The following is a 17,051-nucleotide window of genomic DNA, read 5'->3' on the forward strand; positions in this document are numbered from 1 at the left end:
ATCCTGCATGATCGTTCATCGACGGTTCAGGCGCGCCGGGGTATCACCGCTCCCATGATCAAGACACCTGTCATTTCCTTGGCGCTCGTCGCAGCGCTCCTGGTGCTCGCGCCCTTGGGCGCTGAGGCCCATTCCTTCGCACCGTTTGGTGGCGGCGTTCACACGCGCGCTGCCGAAAAGCAGGTCGAACGCGCCACGCGTGCGCCGTCCCTGCCGGGCCGCGCGGCCCGCGTCGAGCAGGCCAATGCCGGCTGCGGCGCGGCGATTGCCCGCGTCGAGGCGCAGACCGGCGGTCGCGTGATTTCGGCCAATCTCGTTGGTGGCAACCGCTGTCGGCTGGTGGTGCTCGTGCCGTCGCGAAACCGCAGCCGCCCACCTACGCCGCAGACGATTGTTGTTCCCGCAGGCTGAGTGACGCAAAGTCAGCTTTCGCGACATGCGATTCCTGACAAGAAGAAGAGAGAACGGCCGTGCGTGCCCTCGTTGTCGAAGACGATCCCGATCTCAACGACCAGATTGCATCGGCCCTTGCCGATGCCGGCTTCGCGGTCGATCGCGCCGAGGATGGCGAGGAAGGCCACTTCCTCGGCGACACCGAGCCTTATGACGTTGTCGTCCTCGATATCGGCCTGCCGAAGATGGATGGCATCCGTGTGCTGGAAGCCTGGCGCGCGGAAGGGCGCAAGATGCCGGTGCTGATCCTCACCGCCCGCGACAAGTGGAGCGAGAAGGTGACGGGCTTCGATGCCGGCGCCGACGACTATGTCGCCAAGCCTTTTCACATGGAAGAAGTGCTGGCCCGCGTCCGCGCGCTGGTGCGCCGTGCCGCCGGCCATGCCAGCGCCGAACTTGTCTGCGGACCGGTGCGGCTCGACACGCGCGCCTCGCGCCTCACCGTCGAGGGCAACGCCATCAAGCTGACCGCGCTCGAATTCCGCCTCATCGCCTATCTCATGCACCACGAGGGCAAGGTGGTGTCGCGCACCGAATTGATCGAGCATCTCTACGATCAGGACTTCGACCGCGATTCCAACACCATCGAGGTCTTCGTCGGCCGCCTGCGCAAGAAGCTCGGCGTCGACGTAATCCAGACGGTGCGCGGGCTGGGCTATTGCCTGCAAGCACCGGAGTGATGCAGCCCGCCATGTGGCGCCGGGCGCTGACGCTCCGCCTGCTGGCGCTGGCGATCCTGTGGAGCGTTCTCGTTCTCGTCATCGCCGGGCTGACGCTGACGGCGGCCTACCGCGAAACGGCGGAAGCCGACTTCGCCAAGCGCCTCCAATCCTCGCTTCTCAATCTCATTTCACAGGCCGATTTCCAGGGCGACACGATCTCGGTCGCGGAGCCTGCGCTGGCCGACCCGCAGTTCCGCTCGGCCCTGTCGGGCTGGTACTGGCAGATCGAGTACACCACCACCGGCGAGGTCATCGCGCGCTCGCCATCGCTGGCGGGCGAGACATTGCGGATGCCCGACACGAAAGACGTGCCGCTGAGCGATGAGTTCACGCGACGCGCCGTCATACCCGATCCGCGCGGCGAACTGGTCAGCGCGGTCGAGCAGCGCCTCGTCGTCGGCGAGCCGGGTACGGACGTCACCTTCATCCTTACCGGCTCGCGTACCGACCTGACAGCCGGCATCGACGATTTCCGCAGCCAGATCGTCCTCTACCTCTCGATCTTCGGCATCGGGCTGATCGCCATTACCATGATCCTCGGCGCGCTTGCCGTGCGCCCGCTGCGCCGCATGCGCGCCGCGCTGCAGGAGGTCGTTTCCGGCGACCGCGACCGGCTGGAGGGCGATTTCCCTGCCGAGGTGACACCACTCGTCAACGAGATCAACGGCCTCATCAGTGCCAACCGCCGCACTGTGGAGCGCGCCCGCACCCATGCCGGAAACCTTGCCCACGCGCTGAAGACGCCGCTGACGGTGCTGCGCAACGAGGCGGGCAAGCGCGACGATTCCCTTGCATCCCAGGTTCGCGAGCAGACAGCGACCATGGAGCAGCAGATTTCCTACCACCTCGACAGGGCGCGCATGGCGGCCAATTCCCGCGTCATCGGCGTGGCGACCCCGGTGCGCCCGGTGCTGGAATCCTTTGAACGCGCCATGCAGCGAATCCATGCCGACAAGGGCATCACATTCAAGGTGAAGTGCTCCAACACGGTGCGCTTTCGCGGCGAGAAGCAGGACCTTGAGGAGATCCTCGGCAACCTGATCGACAACGCCTTCAAGTGGGCGAAGAAGCGCGTCAACGTGAAGGTGACGGTGGAGCCCGGCGAGAATCATTTCGTTCTCGCGGTGGATGACGATGGCCCCGGCGTGCCGCCGGAAGAACGGGAGTTCGTGTTCCAGCGCGGCAACCGGCTGGACGAGGCGACGCCCGGTTCCGGCCTTGGTCTCGCCATCGTCGATGAACTCGTCACGCTCTACGGCGGCGCGCTCGTGCTGCTGGAAAGTCCGCGCGGCGGATTAAGGGTAAGGCTGCGTTTACCAAGAGCTGGCAATTGATAAGGCTGGCGCGGGATCGCCATGATCCGGCCTGATTCCTCTGGCCAATTCCGCGCCGGGTCAGTCGGGGCTGAACGATATTTTTTCTTGCCGGCACATCGGATGATGTTTCCGGCCGCGCGCCTGCCTCCCCGCGCACGGGCGTGGCGCAGTGTTGTTCGAAAGGCACTACCATCATGAAGAAGCCGGTTTCCCTGGCACTCGTTTCGGCGATGACCGTTTCCCTCGCCGCCTGCAGCGCAGACGGCACCGGGCCCGGCCCCAACCAGACGATCGGCACCGTTGCCGGCGCTGTGGCCGGTGGCGTCATCGGTAACCAGATCGGCAGTGGCCGTGGCCAGGCGGTTGCGACGGCACTCGGCGTCGTCGCCGGCGGCCTGATCGGCTCCAAGATCGGCCAGTCGCTCGATGAAGCCGACCGTCGCCGCGCGATGGAAGCCGAATACCGTGCGCTGGAATATTCCAAGTCCGGTTCGCCGGTCGTGTGGCGCAACCCGGACCGCAACGTGTATGGCGAGGTCGTTCCCGGCCAGACCTACCAGAATGCGGGCCGCAACTGCCGCGAATACACCCACACCATCTATATCGACGGCCGCCCGCAGACAGCCAAGGGCGTGGCCTGCCGCAACGCGGACGGCACCTGGGCTCCCGTCAACTGATGAAATGTCCGGTTCCCGCGCCCGAAGCCTAGGCTTTTGACGGTGCGGGAACCGTTCATTAACGCGATATTGCGACGATTGATGAGTTTTCTCATCACCCTCTCGCCGAGAGAGTGCAGATCTCGCGTCAAGGTCGCGTATGGCTGAACTAGCCGGTCAAAAAGGTATCAAGCTTTCAGCGTATCTCGAGACGCTGCCGGCCGGAGCCCTCGTGCGCCTTGTGCACGAGCTCGACCGCGTGACCATCGTCGACGACCTCGACGCCTCCAACTCCCTCATTCTCGAATCGGCCCGCCAGGCGCTGCGCAGCTCCGGGCGCTTCGGCAAGCTGGCAGCGCAGCCCGAGCGGGCAGCGTTTGCCGACGCCGAGCCGTTCCGCATCCATGTCGTGACGGATCGCAAGCATCGCGGTCGCATCAGCGCCGAGGCGCTGCGCAAGATCTGGCAGGTGCTGGCGCGTGGGGAGGGCGGTGACGAGATTGCAGCCGCCGCCTGCGAACACGCGGTGCAGCTCACCTGTTTTGACCGGCCCTCGCGCACCCCGCTGCAGGACCAGCGTGACGTGGTCTACAAGGCGTTGCTGGATCTGCGGAAGCTCGCTGCCTCGATGCCCGGCGAACTCGGTCGCAACCGCTCCCGCATCAATGCGCCCCATGCCCTTGAAGAACTCGCCGACCTGACCGCCATCGTGTCCATGGGCGGGCGGCTGGAGACATTTCGCGCCGCCTCGCGGTTCGCGATCTCCGAGGCGACACTTGCCGATGACGCACTGCGCGCCCGCCTGGTTCAGGCGCTTGCGCCGTTCTCGGACGAGGAACTGGTCTACCCCGTTGTGATGACTCTCGGCCGGCTGCCCAATCCCGGCTCGCTGGTGCACCTGCTGACGGCGACCGAAGGTTCGGACGATCCGGGCAAGCTCATGCGTTCGCGCTATGCCTGCGTCGCCAACGCGCTGCTGAACGAACTCGACATCCTCGTCGAACTCGTCGCTGCGCGCCTTGGGGAATGGAAGGTCACGGACGGCGTCATCCCGGCCGTGCGCCGTTTCCACGAAATCAGCACAAGCCTGACGGTCGCAATCGACCTCGACGGCCAGTCCGACTGGGCGACCCGCCTTGCTGCCAAGCGCCGGCGCATTGCTGACACGCTGCGCGACACGTTGGAGCGCACGCTTGCCGTGCTGCGGCTGGGTATTCAGCCCAACGTGCCGGGCCTCGGCATGCCGGACGCTATCGATACAGAACACGCGATCGCGTCCGCCGAACTACTGATGGCGATCCGCCCGCTGCGCTCGGAGCTCGCGCTCAACGAATGCGTCACCCGTGTTCACGCGGCCGTCGAGAACTTCTTCGACACCGCAGCCCGCGCATTGCCGCAGCAGGCGCGGCAGGCATCGCCCGCCGACAGGGCGGTGCTGGATGTCCGGTTCGATGCCCTGTACCGCACCTCGGTCCCGCTGTTCGGCGAGGAATATGCCGCGCTCCTGCGCCGCAGTTGCGAGGTTGCCGGCCTGCGCCTTCCCGAGCGCGAAGACTCCTGCGCAGCCTGAGCCGCTCCAGGCCTCGGTCAATATGCCGCCTTGACCGGCATTTGCGCTGCCGCAACATTGCCGCCCAAATCTTGTCCGGAATCTGTGTGCAACAAGAGGCAGGATGGACGGGCCGGAAAATCGGCCTGCGCGCGGGAGAGACGACACGTTGCTGCTCTGGATCGTATTTGCGGGATTGTCAGCACTGGCCGTCGCCCTCGTGGCGGCGCCGTTGGCTCGTGCGCGCACGGGTGAACAGGTTTCGGCAACGTCAGCCGACCTTGAAGTTTACAAGGCGCAACTGGGCGAACTGGAGCGCGACCAGTCGCGCGGTGTCATCGGCGTGGAAGAAGCCGCCAGCGCCCGCATCGAGATTTCCCGCCGCCTGCTCGCCGAAGAAGACCGCATCGCCAAACGCTCCCGCGCGGTGACAGGGGCCGCGCGGCCCGCGCTGCTCGCCACCGTCATCGCCGTCCCCGTCCTCGCGGTTGCCGGATATGTCGCGCTAGGTTCGCCCAACCTTCCGGGCCAGCCGATGAGCGCGCGCATTCAGGCCGCAGCAGAAAACCAAGACATGGAACTGCTGGTTGCGCGCGTTGAAAAGCACCTTTCAGACAACCCGCGCGACGGGCGCGGCTGGGAAGTGCTGGGCCCAGTCTACCGCCGCATGGGCCGGTTCGACGATGCCGCGCGCGCCTATGCCAACGCCCTGCGCCTGCAAGGCGAGACAGCCGAGATGCAGGCCGACTACGGCGAGATGCTCGTTGCCAGCAGCGACGGGCTCGTCGGAGCGGATGCACAGACAGCATTCGAGCGTGCCCTGGAACTCGATTCGGAAGCCATCAAGCCGCGCTTCTTCCTGGCAATTGCCAAGGAGCAGGACGGCAACCGCGATGCGGCCATCGCGGCTTGGAACAGCCTTCTCGCTCTGTCTCAGGACCCGGCGGGCGCATGGCGTGAGCGCGTTCGACAACGGCTTGCCTCGCTTGGCGCGGAGCCTGGGCCCGGTCCGACGTCAGAGCAGGTTGCCGCTGCACAGGAGATGTCGGCAGACGACCGTCAGCAGATGATCGAGGGCATGGTCTCCCAGCTCGCCGAACGGCTGGAGAGTGGCGAGGGCACCCTTGAGGAATGGCTGCGCCTTATTCGCGCCTATGGTGTGCTGGGCCGTGACGATGAGGCGCGTGAAACCGCAGACAAGGCCCGCGCGCAATTTGCCGGTGACGACGCGGCACTGGGCCGCATCGACGCCGAGAGCCCGCAAGCCGAGAATGAATCGTGATTTTCCCTAACACTGCCAGACATTTGAACGCGAGCATCGCCCGCCCATGACACGCAAACAGCGCCGCCTGACCCTGATCGCCGCCGCCGGAAGCGTTCTCGCGCTGGCGGTCGGCCTCGTGCTCTACGCGTTCCAGGACACCATCGTCTTCTTCGCAACGCCCACCGAAGTGCAGGCCAAGCCTGTCGACCCCGGCGTGCGGCTGCGGCTGGGCGGCCTTGTCGAGGAGCAGTCCGTGGTGCGCGGCCAGGGCACGACCGTTTCCTTCACGATCACCGACGTCACCGCGGCGGTTCCGGTCGTCTATGATGGTACGCTCCCGGACCTGTTCCGCGAGGGGCAGGGCGTGGTCGCCGAGGGGCGGTTCGATTCCGAAGGCGTGTTCGTGGCCGACTCGGTGCTCGCCAAGCACGACGAAAGTTACATGCCGCGCGAGGTTGCCGACGCACTGAAGAAGCAGGGCGTCTGGCAGGAACAGGGCAAGGGCGAATAGGGCGATGATCCCCGAGACAGGACATTTCGCACTCATCCTCGCCTTTGTGCTGGCGCTGGTGCAGGGCGTGCTGCCGCTCTACGGCGTGCGCCGTGGCGATGTTGCCATGATGCAGACGGCGCGCACCGCGGCGCTGGCGCAGTTCGTCTTCGTGGGCGCGGCGTTTGCCTGCCTCACGCTGGCCTATGTCCAGTCGGATTTCTCGGTCATCAACGTCTACCAGAACTCCCACACCGCCAAGCCGCTGATCTTCAAGATCTCCGGCGTGTGGGGGAATCACGAAGGCTCGATGGTCCTCTGGGTGCTGATCCTGACGATCTTCGGCGCGGCGGTCGCGCTGTTCGGCAGCAACATTCCAGAGGCCCTGCGCGCCACCGCGCTCGCGGTGCAGGGCTGGATTTCCGTCGCCTTCCTCGCCTTCATCCTTGTCACGTCGAACCCGTTCCTGCGCCTCAACCCGGCGCCGGGCGAGGGCCGTGACCTGAACCCCATCCTTCAGGATGTCGGCCTCGCGATCCATCCCCCGCTTCTCTACATGGGCTATGTCGGCTTCTCGATTGCCTTCTCCTTCGCCGTTGCCGCGCTGATACTTGGCCGGGTCGATGCTGCGTGGGCGCGCTGGGTGCGGCCATGGACGCTGGCCGCCTGGATGTTCCTCACGCTTGGCATCGCAGTCGGTTCCTACTGGGCCTACTACGAGCTCGGCTGGGGCGGCTGGTGGTTCTGGGACCCGGTGGAGAACGCATCCTTCATGCCGTGGCTTGCCGGTGGCGCGCTGCTGCACTCAGCCATCGTCATGGAAAAGCGCGAGGCGTTGAAGATCTGGACCATCCTGCTGGCGGTGCTGACCTTCTCGCTGAGCCTGCTCGGGACGTTCCTCGTGCGCTCCGGGGTGCTGACCTCGGTGCACTCGTTTGCTTCCGACCCGCAGCGCGGGCTTTTCATCCTGATGATCCTGATGTTCTTCACCGGCGGCGCACTGGCGCTGTTTGCCTGGCGTGCGCCCAAGCTGCGCCCGGGCGGACTGTTCGCGCCGATGAGCCGGGAAGGCGCGCTGGTTTTCAACAACCTGATGCTGACCGCCGCCTGCGGCGCGGTCTTCGTCGGCACGCTCTACCCGCTGGCGCTGGAAGCGGTGACCAATGGCGAGGTCAAGATTTCCGTCGGCCCGCCCTTCTTCAACAAGACCTTCGGCCCGCTGATGGTGCCGCTCCTGCTGGCCGTGCCCTTCGGCCCGATGCTGGCGTGGAAGCGGGCGGATGCGCTGGCTGCCGCGCAGCGTCTGGCGCTGGCCGCCGGTCTGGCGGTGGTCGGAGGGCTGGCGCTCGGCTGGTACGCGACCGGCACGGTGCCGGTGGCAGCGCTTGGTCTGATGCTCGGCGTCTGGCTGATCGCTGGCGCAGCATCCGAAATCGCCTTCCGTACAAAGCTTGGCCGCGTGGCGGCCTCTGAAACCTGGCGGCGCATGGTCAACCTGCCGGCATCCGCGTGGGGCACCGCGACGGCGCACGCTGGCGTTGGCGTGACGGTGATTGGCGTCGTCGCCGTGACGGCGTTTCAGGGCGAGGCCGTGAAGGTTCTCCAGCCCGGCGAATCTCTCGAGGTTTCCGGCTACAACGTCACCTTTGAGGGCGCTGTCCCGCGCGAGGGGCCGAACTACCGCGATATCGTTGGCCAGTTCACCGTGCGCTCTGGCGGCAGCGTGGTCGCGACGACCGAGCCTGCCAAGCGCGTCTACACGGCCAAGAACCAGCCGACGACAGAGGCCGGCATCATCACCTTCGGCTTCTCACAGCTCTACGTGACGCTGGGCGACCCGCAGGACGGCGGCGGATTTGCCGTGACGGTCCACTACAAGCCACTGGTGACGCTGATCTGGCTCGGCGCGCTCGTCATGTTCTTTGGCGGGGCCATGTCGCTCAGTGACAGGCGGCTTCGTGTCGGCGCGCCGCAGCGCGCGAAGATGCAAGCGGTGCCGGCGGAATGACCACGATCGCGACCCTGCGCGGATTCCTGCGGCACATTGCTGCCGCGCTTGTGATCGGCCTGGTCTCCGTGCCGGCTGCCGATCCGGCCTTCGCGGTCCAGCCCGATGAAATCCTTCAGGACGCCGAACTGGAAGCGCGCGCCCGCGAAATTTCCGCCGGCCTGCGCTGCCTTGTCTGCCAGAACCAGTCGATTGATGATTCCGACGCGCCGCTCGCCCGCGACCTGCGCATTCTCGTGCGTGAACGCCTTCAGGAGGGTGACAGCAACGAGGACGTGATCGATTTCGTTGTCGAGCGTTACGGCGAGTATGTTCTGCTCTCGCCGCGGCTGTCGCGGAACACCATTCTGCTGTGGCTTGCGCCTGCGGCACTCTTGCTGCTCGGCGCGTTGCTGTCGGTGGCGGTGTTTGCGCGCAATGCACGCCGCCGCCGCGAGGCACCCGTGCCGCTGAGCGCGGAAGAAGAAGCGCGCATCGAAGCGCTGCTCAACCAAGAGACCTGACGGCCCGCACTTCAGTCGCATGCGGTTCGCAACACCTTGAGAGGACCGCAATGGCCGAGACCCGCAAAGTGAGCTTCCCCGGTGCGCAGGGCGTTTCGCTCGACGCGCGGCTTCACCTGCCTGAGGGAACACCGCGCACGGCAGCGGTCTTCGCGCATTGCTTTACCTGCGGCAAGGACAGCCTCGCCGCCAGTCGCATCGCCCAAGGGCTGGCAGAGGCGGGCTACGCCGTGCTCCGGTTCGATTTCACCGGACTTGGCGGCTCCGATGGCGACTTCGCCAACACCGATTTCTCCACCAATGTCGATGACCTTGTCGCCGCTGCCGACTGGCTGCGCGAAAGCGTTGCCCCGCCGGCGCTGCTGGTCGGTCACTCGCTCGGCGGTGCTGCCGTGCTGGCCGCCGCCTCCCGAATTGATGATTGCCGCGCGGTCGCGACCATCGCCGCACCCGCCGACACCGCCCACGTGCTGGAGCATTTCGGTGGTGCGCTGGAAGAGATCGAGCGCGAGGGGGCCGCGAAGGTCAGCCTCGCTGGCCGCCCCTTTACCATTTCCCGCAAGTTCGTGGAGGAGGCCCGCGCGAGCGACCTGAAATCCGCCATCTCGAACCTTCGCAAGGCGCTGCTCGTCATGCATGCGCCCACCGACGAGACGGTCGGCATCGAAAATGCGACCGAGATTTTTGTCGCCGCCAGGCATCCCAAGAGCTTTGTCTCACTCGATGGCGCCGATCACCTGCTGACGGGGGAGGCCAATGCCACGTTTGCCGCCGGCATGATCGCCGCCTGGGCAAGGCGATACGTCGGCGCGGCGGCAACGCAGTCCGAACCGCTGGAAGCGGTCGACGGCGACGCCGTCATCGTCAGCGAGACCGGGCAGGGCAAGTTCCAGCAGCGCGTGCGCGTCGGCGCGCACGCGTTTTTGGCCGACGAGCCGGAAAGCTATGGCGGGCTGGACACCGGACCCACGCCCTACGACCTGCTGTCGGCATCGCTGGGGGCCTGCACCTCAATGACGCTGCGCATGTATGCCGGGCGAAAGGGACTGGACCTCGGCAAGGTTTCGGTCGCCGTCACCCATGGCAAGGTCCATGCGAAGGACTGCGGCGACTGCGCGAAAGAACTCATCGAGCGCGGCGGCAAGGTCGACCGCTTCGAGCGGGTGATCTCGGTCGAGGGCGGCGTCTCGGGTGACTTGCGCGGCAAGGTGCTGGAAATCGCGGACAAGTGCCCCGTCCATCGCTCGCTGGAAGGATCGGTCAACATCGTCACGCGTCTGGACTGATCCGTAGCTCTGCTGCCTGCCAACCTTACAATTATTTAATACGCCGGACAGGTGGCCGTAACGCGCGCCCCTTCATATCTCCTCGCCATCGACAGGTTTCCTGCCTCGCGTTCCAGAGGCCCCAATCGAGGAGATGATCCCCAAATGATCAAGTCCATCCGCAATCGCATTTCCGGCCGCACCTCGGCGCTGGCGCTGGCCGTTGCCGTCGCCGGTGGCGCAGCGTTCCTGCCAGTTCTGCAGAACGACTCGTCGTCCATCGTGACGCAGGCCTACGCGCAGGAGCCGCGTGCCGCGTCCCCGATCTTTTCCTTTGCCGACGTCGTGGAAGAGGTGGCCCCGGCCGTCGTCTCCGTCGTCGTGAAGGCGGAGAGCGAACAGACCTCCATGAACATGCCGGACTTTGGCGACCTGCCGGAGGACCACCCCTTCCGCCGCTTCTTCAAGGAATTCGAGGACCGCTTCGGCCAGCAGCAGGGCGAAAACAACCAGCAGCGCTCGCCGCGTCGCTTCGCGACGGCGCAGGGTTCGGGTTTCTTCATCACCGATGACGGCTACCTTGTCACCAACAACCACGTGGTCTCCAAGGCGAGCGAAGTCTCCGTGCGCATGAGCAACGGCGAGGAACTGGACGCAGAAGTCGTCGGCACCGATCCCAAGACCGACCTGGCACTGCTCAAGGTTGAAGGTCGCGAGAAGTTTCCCTTCGTGAAGTTCGCCCAGAACGACGTGCGCGTCGGCGACTGGGTGATCGCGGTCGGCAACCCGTTCGGCCTTGGTGGCTCAGTCACCGCCGGCATCATCTCGGCCCGTGGCCGTGACATCGGCGCCGGTCCCTACGACGACTTCATCCAGATCGACGCGCCCGTGAACCGTGGCAACTCCGGTGGCCCGGCCTTCAACCTGAAGGGCGAAGTCGTGGGCGTGAACACGGCGATCTTCTCGCCGTCCGGCGGCAATGTCGGCATCGCCTTTGCCATTCCGGCCTCCACCACGAAGGACATCATCCAGGACCTCCAGTCCAAGGGTGCGGTTGCGCGCGGCTGGCTCGGCGTGCAGATCCAGGGTGTGACCGACGAGATCGCTGAATCCGTCGGCCTAGAAGACGGCGACGGCGCCATCATCGCCCGCATTCTGGAAAACGGCCCGGCAGCCGATTCCGAGCTGCAGGTCGGTGACATCATCACCGAAGTCGACGGCACCGAGATCAAGGACAGCCGCGACCTGGTGCGCTTCATCGGTGCGCTCGACCCGGACCACGAAGCCAAGATGACCGTCTGGCGCAATGGCGAGGAACGCGTCGTCACCATCAAGCTTGGCAAGCAGCCCGGCGACGAGGCTCTGGCCTCCGTCGAGACCCCGAAGGGCAAGCCGGCCAAGGCCGAACTCGAAGAAAGCCTCGGCCTTGCCGTGCAGACTCCGGACGAAGGTCCCGGCGTCGTCATCACCGAGGTGAAGCCCGGTTCGGATGCGGCTGAAAAGGGCCTGTCCAACGGCGACATCATCCTGCAGATCAACGGTCAGGACGTGACCTCTGCCGATGACGTCAGCGCCGCGGTCGACGCTGCCACCAAGAGCGGCCGCAAGGCCGTGCTCGCCCTGGTGCAGACCGAAAACGGCCAGCGCTTCATTCCGCTCGGCATTGCCGGCTGACGCGTTGCCGACAGCGCGATGACGTGACACGTTCGGGCGCGGCCGAAACCCGGCTGCGCCCGAATTATCTTCAAACACCCTGAAGCCCACAGCGCCCGATGAAGATCCTGCTGGTAGAAGACGACGCCGAAGCCGCCCGCTACATCGTCAAGGGACTGGGCGAGGCTGGCCATGTCTGCGACCATGCGAGCGACGGCGAGACCGGGCTGGTGATGGCGCGCGACGAGCCATACGACGTTGCCATCGTCGACCGCATGTTGCCCAAGCTCTCCGGCCTCGAGCTGATCGCTTCCCTGCGCGAGGAAGGTAACGAGACACCGATGCTCATCCTCTCCGCGCTCGGCGAGGTGGATGACCGCGTGAAGGGCTTGCGCGCCGGCGGCGACGACTACCTCGCCAAGCCCTATGCCTTCACCGAACTGCTTGCCCGCGTCGAGACGCTGGCCCGCCGCAATGCCGGTGCCCAGTCCGACACGCGCCTGAGCGTCGCCGACCTGACGCTCGACAGGTTGTCGCGAAAGGTCAGCCGCGCAGGCCAGGCCATCAACCTTCAGCCGCGCGAATTCCGCCTGCTGGAATTCCTGATGCGCCACGCAGGGCAGGTCGTTACCCGCACCATGTTGCTGGAAGGCGTGTGGGACTACCACTTTGACCCCCAGACCAACGTCATTGATGTCCACGTCTCGCGCCTTCGCGGCAAGATCGACAAGGACTTCGAGACCCCGCTGCTGCACACCGTGCGCGGCGCCGGATACGTGCTGCGCGAGTCGGAATGAAGCCGCCCGCGACACGTATCTTCCGCTCTGCAGCGTTCCGGCTTTCGCTGTTCTACCTCGCCGTCTTCGCAGCCTTCGCCGCGGCGATGATCGCCTACATGACGTGGTCGACGCGGGTGATCCTCGCCAACGAGACGCGCGAGACGATCGCGGCGGAGACGCGCGGCCTCGCCGAGCAATACGCCGCCGACGGCGTCCAGCGGCTGGTGGAAGCCGTCGCGCAGCGCGTGAAGGGACCGGCGAACGCGCTCTATCTCGTGTCCACCTATGCCGGGAATTCCATCGAGGGGAACATCGCCGAGCTGCCGCTCCAGGCGCTGGCGGTCGAGGGCTACCAGCGCGTCCCCTACCGCCACAAGGGCGATGCGGGCGAGCGCGTGCGACAGGCCGAGATCCGTGCGTTCCGGCTTGCCGGCGGGTTCGTGCTCGTGGTCGGTCGCGACATCTCCGAACGCGTGGCGGTCGAACGCGTGCTGTGGAATGCCGGCATCGTGTCGGTGCTGCTCACGGTGCTGCTGGCGCTGCTCGGCGCAGCCTATGTGCGCCACCGCGTGCTGAAACCCATCGACGCCATGTCGGAGACCGCGCGCGCCATCATGGGCGGCGACCTGTCGAACCGCGTCCCGCGCACTGGCTCCGCCGACGAGTTCGACCGGCTTGGCCGCAACCTCAACGCCATGCTGGCGCGCATCGAGACGCTGGTGCGTGGCATGCGCGAGGTGACCGACAACGTCGCCCACGACCTCAAGACACCACTGACGCGGGTCAAGGCCCGCGCCGAGGATGCCCTGCGTGCGCTCGAATCGGGTCGCGGCCTGGACGACGAGACCCAGCGCACGGTGCTGGAAGACACCATCGCGGATGCAGACCATCTGATCTCGGTCTTCTCCGCGCTGCTGGCCATTGCGCGCGCCGAAGCAGGCGAGGGGGCGGGCGACGACGCGTTCGACCTCTCCGACATGGCGCGCGATGTCGCCGAGCTGTACGAGCCCGCCGCCGAGGATGCCGGCATGTCCCTCGAAGTCTCGGCGACGCAGGCGTTGCCCGTTCGCGCCAGTCGGGCCTTGATGGCGCGCGCGCTGGCCAATCTCGTGGAAAACGCCGTGGCCCACGCCGAAGGCGATGGCGCGAAGTTGAGTATCGCAACGCGGATCAGCGGCACGTTCGGCGAGGTCGAGGTTGCCGACAACGGCCCCGGCATCCCGCTCGCCGAGCGCGAACGCGTGCTGCAGCGCTTCGTGCGGCTGGAGCAGAGCCGCTCGCGACCCGGCTCCGGTCTGGGACTGTCCCTTGTCAACGCGGTCGCGCGACTGCACAACGGCGAACTCGAATTGAATGACAATTCGCCGGGCCTGCGCGCAATCCTCCGTCTGCCGCTCGCCGCGGCGGGAGAAGTAGATGACGCGCGCGACCGATGATGAATGCCTGAGCCACGAAACCCCGCTGAAGGCGCGGTTCAACCCCGTAGCCCTGCCGCCGCCGCAGGGCGGCGACCGCGACCACTTCGCGGACGTCGTGGCCGCTGCCGATGGCGAGGCGACCGAGACGCTGGAGGCCTTGCCGCAGGCAGTCCGCGACGGGCTGAAACCTGTCCTCGCCGGGTCTCCCTACATCTTCGGCCTGTGCCTGCGCGAGCCGACGTCGCTGGCCGAAACCATGGAAGCAGCCCCCGGCGCACGTCTCGATGCCTTGCAGGCGCGCGCCGAGGCCGAGATGCGCGAAGCAGCCGACATGGCCGCCGCCATGAAGGCGCTGCGTCGCTACAAGAACGACGCGGCACTCCTTATCGCACTGGCAGACATCGGCGGCGCATTCCCGCTGCTGGTCGTCACCTGTGAACTCACGCGCATTGCCGATGCGGCCTTGCAGCTGTCCATCGACTGGCTGCTGCGCCGCGCCGCGACGCAGGGCAAGTTCATCCCCGCCGACCCGGACCAGCCCTCCAAGGGCAGCGGCCTGATCGTGCTCGCTATGGGCAAGCACGGCGCGCGCGAACTGAACTTCTCGTCCGACATCGACATCATCGTCTTCTACGAGACGTTCCCGGAACGCCTGAAGGACCCCGCCGATGCGCCGGTCTTCTTCGTGCGGCTGACCCGTGACCTCGTGAAGCTGATGCAGGAGCGCACGGCGGACGGCTACGTCTTCCGCACCGACCTGCGGCTGCGGCCGGACCCCGGCGCGACGGCGGTCGCCATCTCCGTTCCCGGCGCGCTGAACTATTACGAGAGCCTCGGCCAGAACTGGGAGCGCGCGGCAATGATCAAGGCGCGCGCCTGCGCCGGCGACATTCCCGCCGGCGAGGGGTTCATCGGCGAAATCCGGCCCTTCGTTTGGCGCAAGTACATGGACTTCGCGGCCATCGCCGACACGCAGGCCATGAAGCGCCAAATCCACCGCCACAAGGGCCACGGCAAGATTGCGGTCGCAGGACACAACATCAAGCTTGGACGCGGCGGCATCCGCGAGATCGAGTTCTTCGCCCAGACCCAGCAGTTGATCGGCGGCGGGCGCGACCCGCACCTGCGCACGCGCGCGACGCTGGAGGCCCTCGATGCGCTGGTCGATGCCGGCTGGATCGACGCTTCCGTACGCGATGATCTCGAGGGGGCCTATGACACGCTGCGCACCATCGAGCACCGCTTGCAGCAAATCTCGGACGAGCAGACCCACACGCTGCCCTCCGAACCGGATGCATTGGCCCGCTTCGCCGCCTTCTGCGGCTTTGAGACCGTCGCTGCGCTGGAAGAGAAGGTGATCGCGACGCTGAAAATCGTCGAGTACCACTACGCCAACCTGTTTGAATCGGCTGAAAGCCTTTCGGATGCCGGTGGCAGCCTCGTCTTTACCGGCGACAGCGACGACCCCGAAACCGTCGACACGCTGCAGCGCATGAAGTTCGAGAAGGCCCCGGAAGTGATCGCCGCGATTCGCGGCTGGCACTTCGGTCGCTTCCCCGCGACCCGCTCCACCCGCTCGCGCGAGTTGCTGACCGAACTGACCCCGCGCCTGCTGGAAACCGTGGGTCACACCCAGAACCCGGATGCGACCTTCATCGCGCTCGACCGCTTCATCCGCCACCTGCCGGCTGGCGTGCAGATCTTCTCGCTGCTCAGGGCGAACCCGCAGCTTCTCGACATGCTGGTGGAAATTCTCGGCGCCGCACCGCGCCTGGCCGAAACGCTGTCGCGCCGCCCGAGGCTGATCGACGCGCTGATCGATCCGGCCTTCTCCGGAACGCTGCCGGACCGGGCAGCCTTCACGCAACATCTCGACCGGGTGTTGGGCGAAGCGGGCATCTACGAGGAAACGCTCGATCAGGCGCGTGCCTTCGGGCAAGAGCAGATGGCGCTGATCGGCGCGCGGATGCTGACTGGCTCGATCCCGCCGGAAGCCGCCGCCGAAGGGTACACGGCGCTCGCCGATGCGCTGCTGGAACGCCTGCACGTGGAGGCGGCACAAGCCTTCGTGGCCCAGCACGGGCGCGTGGCGGGTGGCAATTCCGCGCTGGTCGCCATGGGCCGTCTCGGCGGGCGCGAGATGACCGCGACATCCGACATCGACCTGATCCTGATCTATGATGCCGACGAGGACGCCAGGGAATCCGACGGCAAGCGTCCACTCGCGACAGCGCCTTACTATGTGCGGCTCGCACAGCGGCTGATCTCCGCGATCAGTGCCCAGACGGCATTCGGTTCGCTCTACGAGGTCGACATGCGGCTGCGGCCATCCGGTCAGGCCGGGATGCTGGCGACCCGCATTGATTCCTTCGAGCAGTACCAGGCGAAGGAAGCCTGGACGTGGGAACACATGGCGCTGACCAAGGCGCGCGTCCTCTCCGGCAAGCCGGATCTGAAGGCGCGGATCGAAAGCTGCATCCACGACGTCCTGTGCAGCCCGCGCGATACGACGAAGATCGCCCGCGACGTGCGCGACATGCGCGAGCGCATCCACCGCGAGAAGGGATCCGACGACATTTGGCATGTGAAGGCAGTGCGCGGGGGCATCACCGATGTGGAGTTCATCGCGCAGTACCTGGCGCTCGTCCACGCCGACGCGCATCCGCAGGTGCTGGCCGTCAACACGCAGGCCACGCTGGCAGCGCTCAAGGATGCCGGCGTGCTGTCGGGTGACGATGCCGAGGCGCTGATGAATGCCGGCGCGCTCTATGCGCGCATCCTGCAGGTGCTGCGTGTCTCGACGGGCGGTGCCTTCGATCCGGCAGCCGCCCCACGCGGCCTTCAGGGTTTGCTGGCCAAGGTCACGGACGAACCATCGTTCGACCGGCTGGCCCCGCGCCTTGAAAAGACGCAGGCCGAGGTCATTGGGATTTTCGATCGGTTGATTCCGCCATCGGCTGACGGGGACTAGGCCG

14 protein-coding genes are annotated in these 17,051 nt (G+C 66.3%); all 14 read left to right on the plus strand.

Annotated features, from left to right (window positions below; genetic code table 11):
* Window positions 1-54 precede the first annotated feature (54 nt).
* A complete protein-coding gene (locus tag ACKTEK_RS03220; protein WP_409163797.1) occupies window positions 55-411 on the plus strand; it encodes a hypothetical protein in 357 nt (118 codons plus the stop codon).
* Between the two features lie 59 nt (window positions 412-470).
* A complete protein-coding gene (locus ACKTEK_RS03225; RefSeq protein ID WP_409163798.1) occupies window positions 471-1,133 on the plus strand; it encodes a response regulator transcription factor in 663 nt (220 codons plus the stop codon).
* The gene (locus tag ACKTEK_RS03230) at window positions 1,133-2,509 is read left to right on the plus strand and encodes an ATP-binding protein (RefSeq protein WP_409163799.1); all 1,377 of its coding nucleotides are present in this window, start codon (window positions 1,133-1,135) and stop codon (window positions 2,507-2,509) included. Before ACKTEK_RS03225 ends, ACKTEK_RS03230 begins: the two co-directional genes overlap by 1 nt.
* A 176-nt stretch (window positions 2,510-2,685) precedes the next feature.
* Window positions 2,686-3,168: an RT0821/Lpp0805 family surface protein gene (locus ACKTEK_RS03235; protein ID WP_409163800.1), complete on the plus strand. Its 483-nt coding sequence runs from the start codon at window positions 2,686-2,688 to the stop codon at window positions 3,166-3,168.
* A gap of 139 nt (window positions 3,169-3,307) precedes the next feature.
* Window positions 3,308-4,717, plus strand: coding sequence for a hypothetical protein (locus ACKTEK_RS03240; RefSeq protein WP_409163801.1), 1,410 nt, complete (start codon window positions 3,308-3,310; stop codon window positions 4,715-4,717).
* Between the two features lie 148 nt (window positions 4,718-4,865).
* Entirely contained in the window at window positions 4,866-5,978 is a 1,113-nt protein-coding gene (gene ccmI / locus ACKTEK_RS03245; RefSeq protein WP_409163802.1) for a c-type cytochrome biogenesis protein CcmI, read from the plus strand.
* Window positions 5,979-6,024: 46 nt separating this feature from the next.
* Window positions 6,025-6,471, plus strand: coding sequence for a cytochrome c maturation protein CcmE (gene ccmE, locus ACKTEK_RS03250; RefSeq protein ID WP_409163803.1), 447 nt, complete (start codon window positions 6,025-6,027; stop codon window positions 6,469-6,471).
* 4 nt (window positions 6,472-6,475) lie between these two features.
* The gene (locus ACKTEK_RS03255) at window positions 6,476-8,458 is read left to right on the plus strand and encodes a heme lyase CcmF/NrfE family subunit (RefSeq protein WP_409163804.1); all 1,983 of its coding nucleotides are present in this window, start codon (window positions 6,476-6,478) and stop codon (window positions 8,456-8,458) included.
* Window positions 8,455-8,961: a cytochrome c-type biogenesis protein CcmH gene (locus ACKTEK_RS03260; protein WP_409163805.1), complete on the plus strand. Its 507-nt coding sequence runs from the start codon at window positions 8,455-8,457 to the stop codon at window positions 8,959-8,961. Before ACKTEK_RS03255 ends, ACKTEK_RS03260 begins: the two co-directional genes overlap by 4 nt.
* A 50-nt stretch (window positions 8,962-9,011) precedes the next feature.
* Window positions 9,012-10,247, plus strand: coding sequence for an alpha/beta fold hydrolase (locus tag ACKTEK_RS03265; protein WP_409163806.1), 1,236 nt, complete (start codon window positions 9,012-9,014; stop codon window positions 10,245-10,247).
* Between the two features lie 144 nt (window positions 10,248-10,391).
* Window positions 10,392-11,900, plus strand: coding sequence for a Do family serine endopeptidase (locus ACKTEK_RS03270; protein WP_409163807.1), 1,509 nt, complete (start codon window positions 10,392-10,394; stop codon window positions 11,898-11,900).
* Window positions 11,901-11,998: 98 nt separating this feature from the next.
* Window positions 11,999-12,676, plus strand: a complete 678-nt coding sequence (locus ACKTEK_RS03275) for a winged helix-turn-helix domain-containing protein (protein ID WP_409163808.1) — start codon at window positions 11,999-12,001, stop codon at window positions 12,674-12,676.
* Window positions 12,673-14,094: a sensor histidine kinase gene (locus tag ACKTEK_RS03280; protein ID WP_409163809.1), complete on the plus strand. Its 1,422-nt coding sequence runs from the start codon at window positions 12,673-12,675 to the stop codon at window positions 14,092-14,094. Before ACKTEK_RS03275 ends, ACKTEK_RS03280 begins: the two co-directional genes overlap by 4 nt.
* Window positions 14,075-17,047 (plus strand): bifunctional [glutamine synthetase] adenylyltransferase/[glutamine synthetase]-adenylyl-L-tyrosine phosphorylase, encoded by a 2,973-nt coding sequence (locus ACKTEK_RS03285; protein WP_409163810.1) that lies wholly within the window; start codon window positions 14,075-14,077, stop codon window positions 17,045-17,047. Before ACKTEK_RS03280 ends, ACKTEK_RS03285 begins: the two co-directional genes overlap by 20 nt.
* Window positions 17,048-17,051: the final 4 nt, after the last annotated feature.

It is taken from the genome of Tepidamorphus sp. 3E244 (assembly GCF_046159835.1).
In the GTDB taxonomy this organism is placed as follows: Bacteria; Pseudomonadota; Alphaproteobacteria; order Rhizobiales; family Tepidamorphaceae; genus JACKJK01.